Source organism: Rhizobium sp. P1_E1 (assembly GCF_056406015.1).
Map to the genome: position 1 here is coordinate 1 of NZ_JBFUAY010000044.1, position 17,237 is coordinate 17,237.

A 17,237-nucleotide genomic window follows, 5' to 3' on the forward strand; every position below is an offset into this window, starting at 1 on the left:
GCACCCATGAGGGCATCCTGCACTTCACGATCGGCCAGCGCCGCGGCATCGGCATTGCCACCGGCGAGCCGCTCTACGTCGTCTTTCTCGACGCCCGCTCGCGCCGCGTCATCGTCGGACCGAAGGAGGCGCTGGAAACGCACCGCGTCTACCTGCGCGACGTCAACTGGCTGGGCGACGAGACGCTTGCGGAAGCCGCCTCCGGCAAGGGCTTTGCCTGCTACGCCAAGGTCCGCTCGACACGGGCGCCGGCACCCGCCGTGCTGCATGTCGATGCAACAGGCACCTATGTCGATCTGACGGTCGGCGAGGCGGGCATCGCGCCCGGCCAGGCCTGCGCGCTTTATTCCGCCCCCGGCGACAACGCCCGCGTCTTCGGCGGCGGTTTTATCGAACGCTCGGAGCGTGAACCTTCGGCGGAAGCTTGCCTGAAGGCTCTGTTGGCCAGCCCGGTCGCCGCCTGAAACCCATAGGTAACGACGGCCGGCAAAGCCCACCGTTTTTCTCGATCATGCGCTTGACACAAAGCCGAAGCGCACCTTATAAGCCGCTCATCCTACGAACCGGCATCGCTTCGCGAGCGGGTATCGTTGACCAGTGGCGGAGTAGCTCAGTAGGTCAGAGCAGAGGAATCATAATCCTTGTGTCGGGGGTTCAAATCCCTCCTCCGCTACCATTTCCTTATTGCAGAATTAGCGATTTTTTCGGCTCGATTTTGAGCCGGTTCCGAAGGCCGTGGTAGCACATTGATCGCAGCGTCAAACGTCGCGGTGAGGGGACAAAAGCAGTTCGACCTCCTGCAGCATTTCCGCCAACGCCGAGGACAGGCCTATCTGTAGAGCGTCAAAAGCAATACAGGCATCTTCGTCGCCCAAAGGTGGGATGCGACAGCGATAATAATAGCCCATACGGCAAGCGAGAACATGACCGCCGCTAACCTCATCCCGACTGGTTGCATCATTTCCTCCATCCCAGCATAACCGTGCCTCCTCGCACGATACCATGCTAGCAAGACGCAACCCGGTCAGCTATCGCAAGATATTGGTATCAGATAGCCACAGCAGAGAGCGCTTGGCGAGATGCAAAGATTTCGGCGATACGACGCCCCTTTCCCCCTCCGTCAAACGATGAAATGAAAGTTGTCGTATCGCGCGCCATAATAATCCGGGCCGCTCGTCTCTGTGATGACGGGCTCCGTGTCGAGCACGAGATAGTCGATGTCGCCGTAGGCGCTGAGATCGATCACTTGCGGGTCATGAATGCTGTCGGCGGTGACGTTGACCGTGACCAAGAATACGGTATCGCCGTTCAGCTTACCTTCGATCGTCAGAACGTTGTCATAGTCCGATGTGCCGTTTGCGACACTGAATTGCTCGATCTGAAAGTGACCGCCATCGGCGGCTTGGATGGGTGTCCAGAACACGCCGCCTGACAGATAATGGTTGCCGTCGGCTTCCTTCTGTACCGTTGCGTCGTCACCATCGTGCCAAGCACCCCAATCAAAGCCCTTGTAGCCCGTCGGGAAGTCGTATTTGCCGACATCCTCGAAATTGACGAATACGTCGCCATGTTCCGGCAAGTCGACCGCGATGTTGAGCAAGCCGAAATCGGTGGCGCCTTTGCCATCCGAGATCTTGAAATTGAACTGGTCGACGAGTTGGTCTCCCGGGCCGAGCGCTGATACCACCGGGTTGGAGTGATCGAGTTCATACGTGTAGTTGCCGTTGGAATAGACGGTCAGCGTGCCGTATTTTCCCTCGACTGTGGTGGTCGTGGCGGGCCCGTTCGGATCGGCCGGTTGCGGAATGCGTTGTCCATTGACGAAGTTGAGACGCACCTGATCTCCGTCGGCATCCACCGAACTGGTATTGTCCAGGATGTTGCCGTCGATCGGGTTGTCGATGTTGAAAATAGGCTGGTATACATCACCTGCGACCGGCTTGTGGTTTGCCATTTCTACCTCCCGTGTGATTTTCTGCTCGACTATGCAATCCTATCGGGTATCTGGCAACCAAAATTGAGGGAGCGTCAGAGCAATTCCGCCCGTCAACGCCACACATTCCGGTCGATTACAGCTCAACCGCACAAGTAAAGGGAGCGGCAAAAACGTCGATCCCGATTATGAACCAGGATTTACGTCTGATCTTACGTTGCTGCCGCTTCATCGATCATGGTGTTTCTCGCCTTTTCAGGCGATCCATCAATTCGGCCAGCGGAAATCTTTCAGGCAGGATAATAATGACAGGTCAATCATGACGTCGTCATGACGATATACTGCATGAATTGCTCGGCGCGCCAAGAGCAATCTTGAAAACGAAAGGGGAGCAATTAGCAGAGCACGAGCTTCTGCCGATCATCCCATCAATGCAGGCCGCCGACCCCGAGCAGGCTCTCGACAGCCGTGTGATCGCTGGTGAGGCTCTGCGGCGTTCCGGTCCAGGCCAGTCTGCCGCGTTCGAGAATGACGACCTGATCGGCGAAATCGAGCGCGCTCTGGATGCGCTGTTCGACCAGCACGATGGTCATGTCTCCTGTCTTGGCGAGGTCGGCGAAGGCAGCCATCAATTCCTCGCAGATAACGGGGGCGAGGCCTTCCAGCGGTTCGTCGAGCAACAGGACGGAGGGGCGGCCGAGAATGGTGCGGGCCGTGGAGAGCATCTGCTGCTCGCCGCCGGAGAGCTGGCTGCCGAGATTGCGGCGGCGCTCCTTCAGGCGCGGGAACATCGCATAGGCTTCCTCCAGTGCCGTCTTCGGTCGCGCCTTCAAGCCGACGAAAAGGTTTTCTTCGACTGTCAGCGTCGGGAAGATGCAACGTGCCTGCGGCACATATCCGAGGCCCTTATGCGCGCGCGTGGCGCTCGGTGTTGCGCTGACATCCGAACCGCCGAGGCGGATGCTGCCCTCGTATCGCCTGGTCTGGCCGGCAAGCGTTGCGAGCAGCGTGGTCTTGCCCATGCCGTTGCGGCCGAGCACGGCAAGCCGGGCGCCTGCTGGCACGGAGAAGGAAATGCCTTCGAGCACTCTTGTCGGCCCATATCCGGCCGACAGATTTTCGACCTCAAGCGATATGGCTGGCATTGGCATAGCTCCCGAGATAGGCCTCGCGCACGCGCGCATCCTTGGTGACGTCTTGAGGCAGGCCGTCGAAAATGATCGCGCCTGATGCAAGCACGATGACGCGTTTGGCAAAACGGAAGACGAGTTCCATGTCGTGTTCGATCATCAGCACGGCGAGATCGGCAGGCAGATCGGCCAGCGCCTGCTCGATGCGGCCGGTATCGCTTTGCGGCACGCCGGCTGCCGGCTCGTCGAGCAGCAGCACCTTCGGCTTCAGCGCAAGCGCTACGGCGATCTCGAGAAGCCGCTGCTGGCCATAGGCGATCTCGCTGACCTTGCGATGCATCAGGAAAGCCAGTCCGAGCTTTCCAAGGAGATCGTCGACCTCTGCCATGACGTCGGGCATACGCAGGAAATTGCCGAACATGCGCCCGGTCTTCCCGTCGCGTTGAAGGACGGCAAGTCCCACATGTTCGGCCGGCGTCATGTCCTGGAAGAGCCGCGTCACCTGAAAGGAGCGCACAAGGCCGCGTCTGACCCTGCCGATCGCGTTGACCTTCGTCACCACCTCGCCGCCGAGGCGAACCTCGCCGGAATCGGGAGAGAGATTACCGGTCACGAGGTTGACGAAGGTGGTCTTGCCGGCGCCGTTCGGGCCGATCAACGCGATGCGATCGCCAGGCGACATCGTGAGCGAGACATCATTGGTGACGGCAAGGCCGCCGAAGGCTTTCTTGAGATTGGCGACTTCGAAGACCGGGCTCATGAGCGTTGCTCCCTGCGGCGGCTAACGAAGGCTGCTGATGTGCCATAGAGACCTTTCGGCGCAAAGAGCACGACGGCGATCAGCAGCGCGCCGACCATGGTCAGCCAATGGAAGGGATTGGCGGCGGAGACGTAGTCCTCGAAGAGCATGAAGATGACAGTGCCGGAGAGCGCCCCGAAGAGAGAACCGGTGCCGCCGAGCACCAGCATAACAAGCGCTTCGGCCGATTGGGTGAAAGACAGGCTGTCGAGGCCGACGACCTGTGTCGAAATCGCATTCAAGGCGCCGCCGACACCGGCAACGGCGCCGGAGATCGCGTACATTCTGATCAGAGCTGCCTTCGGCGAAGCGCCCATGGCGCGGATGCGCAGCGGATCCTGCTTGATAGCGTGGCAGAGCATGCCGAAGGGCGAGCGGACCAGGAATCGTAGCAGCACAAAGACGATCAGCAGCAGCGCCATTCCGAAGAAGAAGGCGGTGTGACCGTAGAGATCGAATTCGAAGAGGCCGAAGACCGGGTCCGGCGCGATGCCGGAAAGTCCATCGCTGCCGCCTGTCCAAGACGAGGCCTTGTTGGCGAATTCATGGAAGAGGTTGATCAGGGCAATCGACAGCACCAGCTGCGGCAATCCATGTGCACGCAGGATGACGGCGCCGCAGAGCAGCCCGGCAAGCGCGCCGCCTGTGATGCCGGCCAGCATCATCAGCAGCGGGTCATTGATGCCGTAATGCGCCGACAGGATCCCGGCGGCATAGGCGCCGGAGCCGAAAAGTGCGGCATGGCCGAGCGTTGCGACGCCGCAATAACCGGTCACCAGATCGAGCGACAGGACGAGCAGCGCGATCGTGATCATCCGTGTCAAAAGGGCGAGATTGTCGGGGAAGGCAAAATAGCCGATCGCGGCAATGGCTATGATGACCGCTATTCCGGCGAGATCGCGGCTGATGAATCCGCGCCGATGCTGGAGACGTTGGTTTTCGTCGTTCATGACAAGCGCCATCTTATTTCGCCCTTCCGGCAAGGCCGCGTGGGAAGACGCAGATGATTGCGATCACGGCGAGATAGAAGAAGAATTCGCCGAATTCCGGCATCAGATACCGCCCGGTCGTATCGATCGCGCCCAGCAGCAGACAGGCAATCAGCGCGCCCGGAATGGAACCCGCGCCGCCGACGGAGACGACGACCAGGAAGGTGACCATGTAGCGCAGCGCATAATAGGGTTCGACGGGCAGGAGTTCGGCGCCGACCACGCCACCGAAGGCGGCAAGCCCGACGGCAACGGCAAAGCTCACCGCATAGATGATCTCGGTGCGCACGCCGAGTGCCGCAGCCATTGCCGCATCATCGACGGAGGCGCGCAGCTTGACGCCGAAGCTGGTCCTGTCGATCGCGAACCAGAGGGCGAGCGCCACAGCCAGGCCGCAGAGGATGACGAAAAGCCGGTGAACGGGAATGGTGCGGAAGCCGAGATCGGCCGATCCCTGCAGCGCACCGGCAAGCGGTATGGTCTTCAGCGTTGGCCCCATCATATAATTGGCGATGCCGATGACGCAGAAGGTGATGCCGATCGTCATCAGCACCTGGGTCAGTTCCGGCGCGCCATAGATCCGGCGGAAGAGAAAACGCTCGATCGGAATGGCGACGATGATGGTGATGACAACGGCGGCGATGACTGCCGTGGCATAACCAAGGCCGAGGTCGCGGGCGACATAGGAGGCGATATAGCCGCCGATCATCGCGAAAGCGCCGTGAGCGAGGTTAACGACACGCATCAGCCCCATGGTCACCGAAAGGCCGATCGATATGACGAAGAGCACCATGCCATAGGCAAAGGCATCGACGGCTATGCTGAAGACTGTCTGCATGGGGATACCTTGCTTCGATGCGACGGGCTCGACGCCTTCGGGCAGCTCCGGAGAGATCGGAAGTCTGCCCGAAGCACTGCCCAAGCCCGTCGCATGCTGTGATGCTCGATGTTACTTGACGGCCGCCAGGCCCGGATCGCCCTGCTTCTCGAAGGTCTGGACTTCCTTGTTGATGTAGGTCCCGTCATCCGCCTTGGTGACTTCGCGCAGATAGATGTTCTGTGTGATGTGGCGGCTTTCGGGATCAATCGAAACCGGCCCGCGCGGGCTGGTCCAGGCAAGGCCCTTGACCGCATCGACGGCCTTTTCAGCATCCTGCTTGCCGCCCGTCGCCTCGATCATCTTGTAGATGACATACATGCCGTCATAGGAGCTGACCGCGGGGAAGGAGAGTTCGGCCTTGTTGCCGATCGCTTTGGTCGCCGCCTCGACGAAAGCCTTGTTCTCCGGAGAATCGTGCGACACGGCATAGTGGAAGGTCGTCTGGATGCCGAGTGCCGCATCGCCGAGCGCCGGCAGATCGGATTCCTGGGTCAGATCGCCCGGCGCGAAGAACTTGATGCCGGCCGTCTTCAGGCCATTGTCGTTGTAAGCCTTGACGAAGCCGAGTGTCGTCGGACCTGACGGCAGGAAGGCGAAGACGCCCTCAGCGCCGGAATCCTTGATGCGCTGCATGATCGGGCTGAAATCGTTGGTCGCAAGCGGCATGCGGATTGCCTCGACCACCTGACCTCCGGCCTTTTCGAAGCCGGCCTTGAAGGCATTCTCGGCGTCGATGCCGGGGCCGTAATCGCTGACGACCGAAATCACCTTCTTGACGCCGGCATCGAAGGCGACCTTGGCGATCGGCGTCGAGGTCTGCCAGGTGGTAAACGAGGTGCGGACGACAAGCGGGCTCTTGGTGACGATCGCCGAGGTGGCGGCGTTCATGATGACCATCGGCACGTTGCCCTGCTTCAGGATTGGCGTCACCGCCATCGCATCGGGGGTGAAATAGAAGCCGGCCAGATACTGGACCTTCTCCTTGACGATCAGTTCCTGCGCCAGGGCCTTGGATTGGGCGGGATCGGCCTGCGGCACGTCGCGATAGACGATCTCGACCGTGTCGCTGCCGACCTTGTTGCCGTTGACCGCCATATAGGCGTCGATGCCGGCCTTGAAGTTCTTGCCCTGCAGCGCGAACGGACCGGAGAACGGGCCGATGACGCCGACTTTGATGGTGTCTGCATAGGCCGTGCCGCTGAGCACGACGGCCGCAACGGCGGCCAGAAATAGCTTCTTCATTCTCTCTCTCCCTTTTTGGCGCACTCCCGCGCCGTATTCGCTAGCCGCCCAAAATTGAGCGTTAGCTTGTCATGCGAAATGGTGATGTAAAATGAAATAAATGCCGTAATCCATGACCTAGCGATTATGATTGTGCATCGAAGATGCGGAATTATCCTCGTCTCAGAATGGTAATCCCACATAATTCTCCGCGAGCGCCGTCGAGGCGGCGCGGGAATGGGTGAGATAGTCGAGCTCCGCCTCCTGGATTTTCTGGTCGAAATCACCGGTATCGGGAAAACGATGCATCATCGTCGTCATCCACCAGGAAAACCGCACGGCTTTCCACACACGGGCGAGCGCCTTCTGCGAGTAAGCGTCAATGCCACTATTCGAGCCTTCGCGGTAATGCTCGATCAGCCCGGAGAAAAGGTAATGGACGTCGCTGGCGGCAAGGTTCAATCCCTTGGCCCCGGTCGGCGGGACGATATGGGCAGCGTCGCCGACCAGGAAAAGCCGGCCGAAACGCATCGGTTCGGCAACGAAGGAGCGCAGCGGCGCAATCGATTTCTCGAAGGACGGCGCGGTCGCCAATGCCTCGGCATGATGCGTCGGCAGCCGCCGTCTCAATTCGTCCCAGAAGCGATCGTCGCTCCAGTCCTCGATCTTCTCGTCGAGCGTACATTGGATGTAGTAGCGGCTGCGGGTGGCCGAGCGCATCGAACAGAGCGCAAAGCCCCTTGGATGGTTGGCGTAGATCAGTTCATGGCTGACGGGCGCCACGTCGGCCAGGACCCCCAGCCAGCCGAAGGGATAGACCTTCTCGAAACTCCTGATCGCGCGTTCCGGGACGGCCTTGCGGCTGGCGCCGTGAAACCCGTCGCAGCCGGCGATGAAGTCACAATCGATGCGCTTGGCAACACCGTCTTTCACATAGGTGACGAAGGGAGAAGGGCCGTCGAAGTCATGCGGCGCGACATCGACTGCATCGTAGATCGATAAGGAGCCGCTTACTTCGCGCCGCTCCATGAGATCGCGCGTCACTTCGGTCTGTCCGTAGACGGTGACGCGCCTGCCGCCGGTCAATTCGTGAAGGTCGATGCGATGGTCGCGTCCGTCGAAGGCCAGCGAGAAACCGTCATGCGGCAGCCCCTCGGCATGCAGCCTCGCGCCTGATTTGGCCTGATCCAGCAGCCCGACGGTGCCTTCCTCCAGAACGCCGGCACGAACCCGGCCGAGGATGTAATCCTTGTTCACACGATCGAGGATGACATTGTCGATGCCGGCTTCGGTCAGAAGCTGGCCGAGCAGCAGGCCGGATGGCCCCGAACCGATGATGGCGACCTGAGTTCGCAAATGCTGCCTCCCTGCATTTTTGCGTTTTGCCAGATTCTGCCGTGCCGCGCTTGCCGCAGCAATGGACATCCCAACCTAAAAATTGCACTAATCGAACATTGGTGCGGGAGGAGCCCCATGAGCAGACATATCCCTACCTACGAACTCTACGGCGAAAAGACCGGGCGAGAACCGGATTTTTGGGTGCATTGCGAAACAATTCGCTCCCGCAGCAGTTTGCATCACTGGGAGATCCGTCCGCACCGCCACGAGAGTTTCTTTCAGATATTGTACATCGAAAGCGGTTCGGGTGATGCGATCTTCGGCGAAATAAGCCACGCTATCCGTCCGCCCGCCATCATCACCGTGCCGCCCGGGCTTAATCACGGCTTTCGTTTTTCACGCGATATCGACGGCCTGGTGATCACCCTGTTGAGATCCCATCTCAGCCATCCGCCCGGCGACCGAAGCCAGCTCGGCGAATGGCTGGCGGCGCCGCATCTTACGCCGCTCGATCCCGATCATGCCGAGGCCGTCTATGTCATGCAGACGTTGAAGCGGCTGGGCGACGAATTCGAAAACCGCCGCAGCGGCCGCAATGAGGCGTTGGCCGCCTATGTCGCCCTGGCGCTACGGCTGACGGCAAGGATTTCCCATGAGGGGAATACGCATGAACTTCCGCTCAACGAGAACGAGCGGCGGATGGAAATACTGAGCGAGCTCATTCAGCAGCATTTTCGATCGCACAAGCCAGCGTCTTTCTATGCCAGAGAGCTTGGGGTTTCGCCGACGCATCTCACCCGCATCGTCCGGTCGATGACCGGCAACACTCCCCACGAACTGATCGCCGGTAAGCTCGTCGAAGAGGCGAAACGCCAGCTCGTTTTTACGCTGGGCAGCGTTCAGGAGATCGGGTTTCGGCTCGGCTTTGCCGATCCCGCCTATTTCTCGCGCTTCTTTTTTAAGTATACGGGAGAAACGCCGCGGGTCTGGCGCATGAAGGAAAAAGTCCGGCTCGAACGTGCATAGGGTTTCGGCATTCCGGGTGCGACGCGTTCGCGGAGGGTCGCCCGGTGGGGATCGCCTTACCAGGCTTCGACGCCGTCTTCCGTGTTGCGGGGGCGTTCGTCGGTGCGGGTCTCGTATGCCTCGCGTTCCCCAGCTGGCTTGACGGTATCGGCTGAGCCATCCGGCCGGGCTTCGGGCGTCATGTAGAAAGCGAGCGCCTTTTCCAGCCGGGCGGCGGTGAGCGTGGCAGCGAAACCCTTCATGTCGTTTCCTCGGTCAGTGGCTTAGAGCTTTCCCAAGACACATAGCCTACGATATGGCCATTCTGGAACAGCGCCCTGATCGTTTTCACCAACTTTAGACCGTCGCTTGACGATTGCTCCCGCCGGATAATCTTCTCCGACCAGGTCCGCGCGACTCTGTTTGGTTTTGGCTTCACGCCGTCGGCCATGTCCAGTTCCGCACAATCTCGCTGTAGATGCCTTCGAGATAGGTGTTGGCGACCATGCCCGGCCCGCCATGGCCGGGGCCGCACATGTAGATGATATCGAGGTCGCGGGCGCGGATCAGGCGGTTCAGATGCGCATAGGTGAAGTTGAGGCCGGGTGTGGTGCCCCAATGGCCGAGCAGGCGGGGCTTGATGTGCTCTGGTTTCAGCGGCTCGCGCAACAGCGGATTGGCCAGCAGATAGATCTGGCCGATGGAGAGATAATTGGCGGCGCGCCAATAGCGGTCGATCAGAGTGAGTTCGGCATCGGTAAGAGCGGCGGTCGAGACATGCTTTTCCATGGGTTTCTCCCGTTCGAAAACGTCTTCAACGTCAATTCGACCGGCGGATACCGGCAAGCTGTTGATCTGGATCACCCGCCGCGAAGAAGAGACAGCGCCTCGTCAGCGATGACCTGTTCCTCATCGGTGGCGATGACATGGGTGGCGATGCGGCTTTCCCTGGTGCTGATCGTAAAATCATTGGCGGCATTGGCCTTTTCGTCGATTGCAAGGCCAAGCCAAGACAGCCGCTTGGCCACGCCGGCGCGGATCTCCGGTTGATGTTCGCCGATGCCGGCGGTGAAGACGATGGCGTCAAGCCCGTTCAGCGTTGCCGCCATGCGGCCGATTTCGCCGGCAATGCGCAGCGTGAAGAGGTCGATCGCCTGGCGCGCCTGCGGCCGGCCGTCCTTCAACAGCTCGCGTGTATCGGCGCTGATGCCGGAGACGCCAAGCAGGCCGGATCGGTGATAGAGCAGGTCTTCGATCTCCTCGAAGGACTGTTTCCTCTGACCGGCCAGATGCAAGATGACGCCGGGATCGAGCCAGCCGGGGCGCGTCGCCATCGGGATGCCATCGAGCGTCGAAAAGCCCATGCTGCAATCGCGGCTGATGCCGCCATCCAATGCGCAGAGGCTGGCGCCGCTGCCGAGATGGGCGACGACCACCTTTGCCGCGCGCGGCGCCTTGCGGCGAAGCTCTCCGGCGATGAATTTATAGGAAAGGCCGTGGAAGCCGTAACGCTTGATGCCCTCGTCATGCAGCGCGCGGGGAATGGCGAAGCGGCGAACGAGATCGTCCTGCGTGGCGTGGAAGGCGGTGTCGAAGGAGGCGGTCTGGGCAAGATGCGGTTTCAGATGCTTGAGCGCGCGGATGAAACGCAGCGCCTGCGGTTGGTGCAAGGGCGCAAGCGGGGTCAGCGCATCGACGGCATCGATTGCGGTGGCGTCGAGGGCGATCGCCCTGGTGAAGCGGTCGCCGCCATGGACGACGCGGTGGCCGGCAGCGTGCGCGGCGGTCATGTCGAAATGATCGGCGAGAAGCGCGAAAGTCTCATCGATGACGCCGTGCAGATCTTCTGTCACCTCGGCCTTCATCGGAATCTCGAAGGTCTGCGGCCCTTTCGTCAGGCCGAGCGACAGCGGTTCGGCGCGGAAATCGATCACGCCCTTGCCGATGCGCCGTGCCTTGCCGCCGTCTAACGCGAAGATGCCGATCTTAACGGTCGAGGAGCCGGTGTTGAAGGTCAGCAGCAGGTCGGTCGATGACATGTCTTCTAAGACTCCGCGCGGGTGTGAGATGACCGAACTTAGCGTCGGATGTCCAGGCGGGAAGGATTTATTCGCCCGGGGCGCGCTTTGTTGCTGCATAGACAACCATCGTCCGCCGCTTGGGATCGCAACGCGGCATCTTTTATGGAAGCGACGGTACCAGGCGCATCACCGTCAATATCGCCCGGCATCAGTGGCTTACGGGCGGTTCAGTCGGGGCGTCATGAGAGCTTCACGCGGCGGAATTATTAACAAAAGGCAAATTTGCAAACGGAATAAGGAACTATGCCATGGCCGATATTGCCCCCAGCCAGGTTCATAGCGACACGTCCCACCCGCTCCACAGTTCGAATTCGGCCGGCAAGTGGTTCTTGCCGCTGTTTGCGCTCGTTCTGGTCTGCGGCCTTGGATATGTTGCCTATGCACTCGGCCGCGACCTGACGACCGCAGTTGCCGTTCCCTGGATTCTCCTAGGCCTTGCGCTGCTCATCGCGCTCGGCTTTGAATTCGTCAACGGTTTCCATGATACGGCCAATGCCGTCGCCACGGTGATCTACACCCGTTCCATGCCGGCGGAATTCGCCGTCATCTGGTCCGGCTTTTTCAACTTCCTCGGCGTGCTGACCTCGAGCGGCGCCGTCGCCTTCGGCATTCTGGCCCTGCTGCCGGTGGAATTGATCCTGCAGGTCGGCTCCGGCTCCGGCCTTGCCATGGTTTTCGCGCTGCTGATTGCCGCGATCGTCTGGAACCTGGGCACCTGGTATCTCGGCCTGCCGTCGTCGAGTTCGCATACGCTGGTCGGCTCGATCATCGGCGTCGGCCTTGCCAACCAGTTCCTGGCGCCGGCAGGCACTGCGACCAGCGGCGTCGACTGGTCGCAGGCGACCAATATCGGCCTGTCGCTTTTGATCTCGCCGCTGATCGGCTTCGGTCTTTCCGCTGTTCTCCTGCTGGTCATGAAGCTTCTGGTGCGCAACAAGGCGCTCTATGCCGAACCGAAGGGCAACCAGCCGCCGCCGCTCTGGATCCGTGCGATCCTGATCTTCACCTGCACCGGCGTCAGCTTCGCCCACGGCTCCAACGACGGCCAGAAGGGCATGGGCCTCATCATGCTGATTTTGATCGGCCTGGTGCCGACGGCTTTCGCGCTGAACCGCACCCCCGATGTCAACTATCTCGAAGCCTACAAGACGGCATCGGCTCAGGTGGAAACCGCGCTCGGCAAGTATGTGAAGCCGGGTGTTGCTGTCGCAGACTACAAGGCCGAAGTCAGCAACGCCGTCAAGAACAAGACATGGACGGATGCGACGACGCCGGCCCTGCAGCAATATATCCACCAGACGAGTGCCGAAGTCGCCGGCTACCCGACGCTCGAAGCGGTGCCGACCAATCTCGTCGGCAACGTCCGCAACGACATCTATCTGATCGGCGAGGCGCTGAAGCTGATCGACAAGCAGAAGCTGCTGCCGATGGATGCCCGCGACCTCGGCGCAGTGACGAACTACCACAAGGCGGTCGACAACGCGACGAAGTTCATCCCGCTCTGGGTGAAAGTGGCGGTCGCGATCGCGCTCGGCCTCGGCACGATGGTGGGCTGGAAGCGCATCGTCGTCACCGTCGGCGAGAAGATCGGCAAGACGCATCTGACCTATGGTCAGGGTGCGGCAGCCGAAGTCGTGGCGATGGTCACCATCGCCTCGGCCGATCATCTCGGCTTGCCGGTCTCGACGACGCATGTGCTGTCATCCGGCGTTGCCGGCACCATGGCGGCGAATGGCTCCGGCCTGCAATGGTCGACCGTGCGCAACATGCTGATGGCCTGGGTGCTGACGCTGCCGGCCTCGATCGCGATCGCCTTCGTGCTCTTCGTGATCATGCGTCAGGTTTTTTAGGGCGTCCCGTCAGGCCGTGGAGGCCAGGCTGGCATTGCGATCGCTGATGAAGATGCCCGCCTCGGCGGCGGGCATCGCCTTGCCGAAGAGATAGCCCTGGCCGATGTCGCAGCCGAGCTGCAGCAGGAAGGCGAGCTGGCCGTGCTCCTCGATGCCTTCCGCAGTCGTCTTGATGTTGAGGCTCCTGCCGAGGCCGAGCATGGCGCGGACGATCTTTTCCTGGCGTTCTTCGTCGCGATAGGTGGCGATGAAGCTTTTGTCGATCTTGATCTTGTCGAAACGATAGCGGGCGAGCTGGGCGAGGCTCGAATAACCCGTGCCGAAATCGTCGAGTGCGATCTGGATGCCGGCGGCGTGCAGTTCGTCGAGAATGAGGGCGGCGACGGCGGGATCCTGGATCAGCGCGTTTTCGGTGATCTCCACTTCCAGGCGCTGCGGTGGCAGCCGGCTTGCCGAAAGCACCTTCAGAATGCGCGACGTCAGCAATCTGTCTTCCATCTGCACCGGCGAGACGTTGAAGGACAACGTCACATGCTCCGGCCAGGTGAGGGCGTCGCTGCAGGCCTGGGCAAGAAGATCCTCGAACAATGCGGTGATCATGCCGGTTTCCTCGGCGATATCGATGAAGACCGGCGGCGGGATGTTGACGCCGTCGTCGCCGATCCAGCGCGCCAGCGCCTCGAAGCTGCAGAGCTGGCCGGTCTTCAGGTCGATCAGCGGCTGATAGAAGGGCTTGATCGCCTTGTTGGAGATTGCGGCGCGCAGCCTGGTTTCCAACGCGGCGCGTTCCGTAACTTTGTCCTGCATCGAAGGTTCGAAGACGAAATAATGTTTGGGCCCGCGTGATTTCGCCTCGTACATGGCGAGGTCGGCACGGTGGGCGGCATCTTCCAGCGGTTCGGCTTCCTCGACCCAGCGGTCATAGCCGACGCTGGCGCCGACTTCGACGGCAAAACCATCGATATGGATCGGCCGGGTGACGGCCTGGATCAGCAGCCTGGCAAAACGCTCCTCGCGCTGCGCCGTCAGGGCGAAGGCGACGATGATGAATTCGTCGCCGCCGAAGCGGTAGACGCAATCGGCATTGCCGAGCGCGCAGATGCGTCTGGCAACCTCGATCAACAGGATGTCGCCGCCCTTGTGGCCGACGAGGTCATTGACCTTCTTGAAGCCGTCGAGGTCGACGGAGAAGATGGTGACGTTGCGGTCCCACTCCTCGATCTCCGCCTCGTCGTCCTTGATCGGCCGTGAGAGGATCTTGCGCTCGAAGGCGTAGCGGTTCGGCAGCTTGGTCAGATGGTCGTGGGTTGCGGTCCAATCGGCCTTCGACTGGGCGGTGGCGCGCAGTTCCATTTCCTTACGCAGATCGGCGATGCGCAGCACCGAATAGATGAAGCTCATGGCGCCGGCGATGCCGAGCGCCAGAACGAGCTTGTCGGCGCCGTACTCGCCGAAGCCGATCATGAAGGAGACCAGGCTGTCGTCGAGCTGCAACAGCGTGCCGAGGAGCCAGAGGGTTACCCCAAATCCGACGATCGACACGCATTGCCTTCCGGCCCTGCTTTGGAAAAACACCGGCATTATGCCTTCTCCATCTCCCACCATTCGCGGAGATATCACGAAAGTCTGAATGTTTGTTGAAACCAGAAGGCGAATTATCGGAGGCAGCAGCCTGTTGCTGTGCCGCTGAGAGACCGGCGGGCTTAGGGGAATCTGGGCGTCGTCGTGGGCGATCCCGGTTCAGGAGACCAGTCGACGCGGGAAAGAACGAAGGCGAGCGTGCTAATGCATCGCTCGCCCTTTCTCGTGCTTCAGGCGGTGGCGATCAGCAGCGGAACGCTGACGATGAGACCAACCAGAACCGTGACTGTGGCGAGACGCATGAAACGCAGCCGTCGCGTGCGCTCGCCACTCCAATCATATGTCATTCTTCCATCTCCTTGGGACAAGGAAGTAGTCCCCGCGAAACCGGGTTCAACAGAGATGACGCGATTTGCTTGTGCAAGGCTGGATAAGAATCAGCAGTTTCTAATGCTGGAAGCGCAGCGACCAGCGCAGTCCGTTGCTGGTCATGCGAACGATGGCGAGCGGCTCGACGTCGCTCAGCCAGAAAGAGGAGAGCGGCGCCTGAAGCACATGGGCGACAGCCGCCCGGATGACGGCCGCGTGGCTGACGGCGATCACATGGCCGCCGAGGGCGGATTCACTGTTCATCCAGCCGGCGACGCGGGTGCGCAGATCAACAAGGCTCTCGCCGCCATGCGGGGCCGCTTCCGGATCGCTCATCCAGGCCATGAGGTTCTCCGGCTCTTCGGCCTCTATCGCCGCGATCGACCTGCCGGCCCACCGGCCATGGTCGCAGTCACGAAGTGCGAGGTCTATCCTGGCTTCGAGGTGGAGCGCTTCCGCTGTCTGGCGGGCACGCAAAGCGGGGCTCATGGCAATGCGGTCGGCGCGCGGCGGGGCGGCCATTTTGCCGGCTTCTTCCGCCGCCTTGCCTTCCAGCGGTTCGTCGAGCGGAAACAGCGCCTTGCGGTTCGCCGTCGTCGCGCCGTGGCAGATCCAGGTGAGGCGCGTGTTCACGGTCGTTCTGATCTCCCGGAATGCGGCTCCGGCGCCGCGCGTCTTTTCGAGAGGCGCAAGGGACGCTGTAGCAGTTTGAATGGCTCCATAATCTATCCCTGAATCAATTCCGATTTAAGGAATTATGCAGCAGGACGCCTCTCTGCCGGCTTGTGAAGTTTCGTTGACAGTCTCTTCGGCGTGYAGATATAACCGTGCTGTTGCGGGTTTGGAAGCCGGTGTAAGTCCGGCGCGGTCGCGCCACTGTGACCAGCGTGTCGAAAGTTCTTCGCGCTGGAAGTCAGACCCTACTGCACAAGCACTCTTTCGACTGAACGCGTCATTCCCGGAGGAATATATGTCTGACACCACTTTCGCGCCCGTTGCGGTACCGGCGCCGATCCCTGTAGGCGAGATCCTGCCCTGGGCGATCTTTGGCGGCCTGCTGATGCTGATCGTCCTCTATTTCGTCGGCACCGAGGAAGGCGCGATGGCGCTGTTCAACGGCATGTATGTGCACGAATTCGTGCATGACGGCCGTCATCTCCTCGGCTTTCCCTGCCACTAAAGCGCGTCGCGATCTTTCAGATTCGCTCGTCGCGCTTTAGGTTTTCGTTTTTACGCATGTCGTTATCGCAAAACCGCTGCACACTTTTGCGCGACATGCTTTAAGGGAGTTCCTGACATGGTTGGAAACCTTCTGCTTCGCGGCATGCTCGCGGGCCTGATTGCTGGCATCCTCGTTTTCGCTTTCGCCCATACTTTCGGTGAGCCGCTGGTCGATGCGGCGATCGCCTTCGAGGAGGCAAGCGCCCAGGCGGCCGGCGAAGCTGCCGAACCTGAAATCGTCAGTCGCGCCACGCAGGCCGGTCTCGGCCTTTTCACCGGCGTCATGGCCTACAGCGTCGCTGTCGGCGGGCTCTTCGCACTTGCCTTCGCTTTCGTACACGGCCGTTTCAGCAGCCTTTCGGCGCGTGGCACCTCAGCCGTCATCGCCATTGCCGCCTTCGTGGCGATCGTCATCGTTCCCAGTATCAAGTATCCGGCCAACCCGCCGGCGGTCGGCAATCCCGACACGATCGGCGTCAGGACCGAGTTGTTCTTCCTGATGATCGTCGTCTCGCTCGCAGCCCTGATTGCCGCGGTGGCGCTGTCTCGCCGCCTTTCCGAGCGCTTCGGTCTCTGGAACGGCGCGATCATCGCCGGCATTGTCTATCTCGTCTTCATCGGCGTCGTGCTCTATCTGCTGCCGCCGATCAACGAGGTGCCGGAGAACTTCTCGGCGATGGTGCTCTGGCGGTTCCGCACGACCTCGCTTGGCATGCATGTGATCCTCTGGGCAGCCTTGGGGCTGGCCTTCGGAGCGCTTGCCGAAAAGCGGCTTGCAGTTAAGGGCGGGCAACGAGGTCGGCCGGCAACGGCATTTCACTGAAAGCGTCGAAGGGCGCC

At 60.9% G+C, this 17,237-nt stretch carries 16 protein-coding genes, 1 tRNA gene and 1 pseudogene; 6 read left to right on the forward strand and 12 right to left on the reverse strand.

Annotated features, from left to right (window positions below; all coding sequences use genetic code 11):
• A partial coding sequence (locus tag AC1D1Z_RS16700; RefSeq protein WP_477851288.1) for an aminomethyltransferase beta-barrel domain-containing protein occupies positions 1-464 on the forward strand: 464 nt, incomplete at its 5' end.
• A 135-nt stretch (positions 465-599) separates the two neighbouring features.
• Positions 600-676: transfer RNA gene (locus tag AC1D1Z_RS16705), tRNA-Met, on the forward strand.
• 444 nt (positions 677-1,120) lie between these two features.
• On the opposite strand, the gene AC1D1Z_RS16710 is transcribed toward AC1D1Z_RS16705, so the two are convergent.
• From AC1D1Z_RS16710 to pobA, 7 genes are all read right to left on the reverse strand, one after another.
• Entirely contained in the window at positions 1,121-1,954 is an 834-nt protein-coding gene (locus AC1D1Z_RS16710; protein ID WP_018243426.1) for a VCBS domain-containing protein, read from the reverse strand.
• 407 nt (positions 1,955-2,361) lie between these two features.
• Entirely contained in the window at positions 2,362-3,078 is a 717-nt protein-coding gene (locus AC1D1Z_RS16715) for an ABC transporter ATP-binding protein (protein WP_130652989.1), read from the reverse strand.
• Entirely contained in the window at positions 3,059-3,823 is a 765-nt protein-coding gene (locus AC1D1Z_RS16720) for an ABC transporter ATP-binding protein (RefSeq protein ID WP_130652988.1), read from the reverse strand. The genes AC1D1Z_RS16715 and AC1D1Z_RS16720 overlap by 20 nt, the downstream gene beginning before the upstream one ends.
• Positions 3,820-4,824 carry a branched-chain amino acid ABC transporter permease gene (locus tag AC1D1Z_RS16725; RefSeq protein ID WP_130652987.1) on the reverse strand — a complete coding sequence of 335 codons (1,005 nt, stop codon included), beginning with the start codon at positions 4,822-4,824 and terminating at the stop codon, positions 3,820-3,822. The genes AC1D1Z_RS16720 and AC1D1Z_RS16725 overlap by 4 nt, the downstream gene beginning before the upstream one ends.
• 1 nt (position 4,825) lies before the next feature.
• A complete protein-coding gene (locus AC1D1Z_RS16730; protein WP_026230593.1) occupies positions 4,826-5,689 on the reverse strand; it encodes a branched-chain amino acid ABC transporter permease in 864 nt (287 codons plus the stop codon).
• A gap of 111 nt (positions 5,690-5,800) precedes the next feature.
• Positions 5,801-6,973 carry an ABC transporter substrate-binding protein gene (locus tag AC1D1Z_RS16735; protein ID WP_028733480.1) on the reverse strand — a complete coding sequence of 391 codons (1,173 nt, stop codon included), beginning with the start codon at positions 6,971-6,973 and terminating at the stop codon, positions 5,801-5,803.
• Positions 6,974-7,135: 162 nt separating this feature from the next.
• Entirely contained in the window at positions 7,136-8,308 is a 1,173-nt protein-coding gene (gene pobA, locus AC1D1Z_RS16740; protein WP_028733479.1) for a 4-hydroxybenzoate 3-monooxygenase, read from the reverse strand.
• Between the two features lie 117 nt (positions 8,309-8,425).
• Between pobA and AC1D1Z_RS16745 the strand changes: the two genes are divergently transcribed.
• On the forward strand, positions 8,426-9,316 hold the full coding sequence (locus AC1D1Z_RS16745; RefSeq protein WP_028733478.1) for a helix-turn-helix domain-containing protein: 891 nt from the start codon (positions 8,426-8,428) through the stop codon (positions 9,314-9,316).
• A gap of 56 nt (positions 9,317-9,372) precedes the next feature.
• On the opposite strand, the gene AC1D1Z_RS16750 is transcribed toward AC1D1Z_RS16745, so the two are convergent.
• The 3 genes and pseudogenes from AC1D1Z_RS16750 to AC1D1Z_RS16760 form a co-directional block, all read right to left on the reverse strand.
• Positions 9,373-9,558 (reverse strand): hypothetical protein, encoded by a 186-nt coding sequence (locus AC1D1Z_RS16750; protein ID WP_028733477.1) that lies wholly within the window; start codon positions 9,556-9,558, stop codon positions 9,373-9,375.
• A 202-nt stretch (positions 9,559-9,760) separates the two neighbouring features.
• Positions 9,761-10,084: pseudogene (locus AC1D1Z_RS16755) on the reverse strand (phosphoketolase family protein); the annotation flags it as partial.
• A 71-nt stretch (positions 10,085-10,155) separates the two neighbouring features.
• Positions 10,156-11,334: an acetate/propionate family kinase gene (locus tag AC1D1Z_RS16760; protein ID WP_130652986.1), complete on the reverse strand. Its 1,179-nt coding sequence runs from the start codon at positions 11,332-11,334 to the stop codon at positions 10,156-10,158.
• Between the two features lie 290 nt (positions 11,335-11,624).
• Here AC1D1Z_RS16760 and AC1D1Z_RS16765 point away from each other — a divergent pair, with 290 nt between their 5' ends.
• A complete protein-coding gene (locus AC1D1Z_RS16765) occupies positions 11,625-13,226 on the forward strand; it encodes an inorganic phosphate transporter (RefSeq protein WP_166480867.1) in 1,602 nt (533 codons plus the stop codon).
• A 9-nt stretch (positions 13,227-13,235) separates the two neighbouring features.
• Here the strand turns inward: AC1D1Z_RS16765 and AC1D1Z_RS16770 are convergent, their stop codons facing one another.
• Both AC1D1Z_RS16770 and AC1D1Z_RS16775 read right to left on the reverse strand, forming a co-directional pair.
• The gene (locus AC1D1Z_RS16770; RefSeq protein WP_130652984.1) at positions 13,236-14,807 is read right to left on the reverse strand and encodes a putative bifunctional diguanylate cyclase/phosphodiesterase; all 1,572 of its coding nucleotides are present in this window, start codon (positions 14,805-14,807) and stop codon (positions 13,236-13,238) included.
• A gap of 447 nt (positions 14,808-15,254) precedes the next feature.
• Positions 15,255-15,809 carry a histidine phosphatase family protein gene (locus AC1D1Z_RS16775; RefSeq protein WP_130652983.1) on the reverse strand — a complete coding sequence of 185 codons (555 nt, stop codon included), beginning with the start codon at positions 15,807-15,809 and terminating at the stop codon, positions 15,255-15,257.
• 337 nt (positions 15,810-16,146) lie between these two features.
• Here AC1D1Z_RS16775 and AC1D1Z_RS16780 point away from each other — a divergent pair, with 337 nt between their 5' ends.
• Positions 16,147-16,356, forward strand: a complete 210-nt coding sequence (locus tag AC1D1Z_RS16780) for a CbtB domain-containing protein (RefSeq protein WP_003542661.1) — start codon at positions 16,147-16,149, stop codon at positions 16,354-16,356.
• 117 nt (positions 16,357-16,473) lie between these two features.
• Complete coding sequence (locus tag AC1D1Z_RS16785) at positions 16,474-17,220, forward strand: CbtA family protein (RefSeq protein ID WP_028733472.1); 747 nt, start codon at positions 16,474-16,476, stop codon at positions 17,218-17,220.
• The last annotated feature ends 17 nt before the right edge of the window (positions 17,221-17,237 follow it).

What these genes read in the sequence shown, in the direction of transcription:
- AC1D1Z_RS16730 (WP_026230593.1), bottom strand. Translation starts at nt 5,689, where the DNA reads ATGCAGACAGTCTTCAGCATAGCCGTCGATGCCTTTGCCTATGGCATG.
- AC1D1Z_RS16765 (WP_166480867.1), top strand. Translation starts at nt 11,625, where the DNA reads ATGGCCGATATTGCCCCCAGCCAGGTTCATAGCGACACGTCCCACCCG.
- AC1D1Z_RS16785 (WP_028733472.1), top strand. Translation starts at nt 16,474, where the DNA reads ATGGTTGGAAACCTTCTGCTTCGCGGCATGCTCGCGGGCCTGATTGCT.
- AC1D1Z_RS16710 (WP_018243426.1), bottom strand. Translation starts at nt 1,954, where the DNA reads ATGGCAAACCACAAGCCGGTCGCAGGTGATGTATACCAGCCTATTTTC.
- AC1D1Z_RS16725 (WP_130652987.1), bottom strand. Translation starts at nt 4,824, where the DNA reads ATGGCGCTTGTCATGAACGACGAAAACCAACGTCTCCAGCATCGGCGC.
- AC1D1Z_RS16770 (WP_130652984.1), bottom strand. Translation starts at nt 14,807, where the DNA reads ATGCCGGTGTTTTTCCAAAGCAGGGCCGGAAGGCAATGCGTGTCGATC.
- AC1D1Z_RS16720 (WP_130652988.1), bottom strand. Translation starts at nt 3,823, where the DNA reads ATGAGCCCGGTCTTCGAAGTCGCCAATCTCAAGAAAGCCTTCGGCGGC.
- AC1D1Z_RS16760 (WP_130652986.1), bottom strand. Translation starts at nt 11,334, where the DNA reads ATGTCATCGACCGACCTGCTGCTGACCTTCAACACCGGCTCCTCGACC.
- AC1D1Z_RS16735 (WP_028733480.1), bottom strand. Translation starts at nt 6,973, where the DNA reads ATGAAGAAGCTATTTCTGGCCGCCGTTGCGGCCGTCGTGCTCAGCGGC.
- AC1D1Z_RS16715 (WP_130652989.1), bottom strand. Translation starts at nt 3,078, where the DNA reads ATGCCAGCCATATCGCTTGAGGTCGAAAATCTGTCGGCCGGATATGGG.
- AC1D1Z_RS16750 (WP_028733477.1), bottom strand. Translation starts at nt 9,558, where the DNA reads ATGAAGGGTTTCGCTGCCACGCTCACCGCCGCCCGGCTGGAAAAGGCG.
- AC1D1Z_RS16745 (WP_028733478.1), top strand. Translation starts at nt 8,426, where the DNA reads ATGAGCAGACATATCCCTACCTACGAACTCTACGGCGAAAAGACCGGG.
- AC1D1Z_RS16780 (WP_003542661.1), top strand. Translation starts at nt 16,147, where the DNA reads ATGTCTGACACCACTTTCGCGCCCGTTGCGGTACCGGCGCCGATCCCT.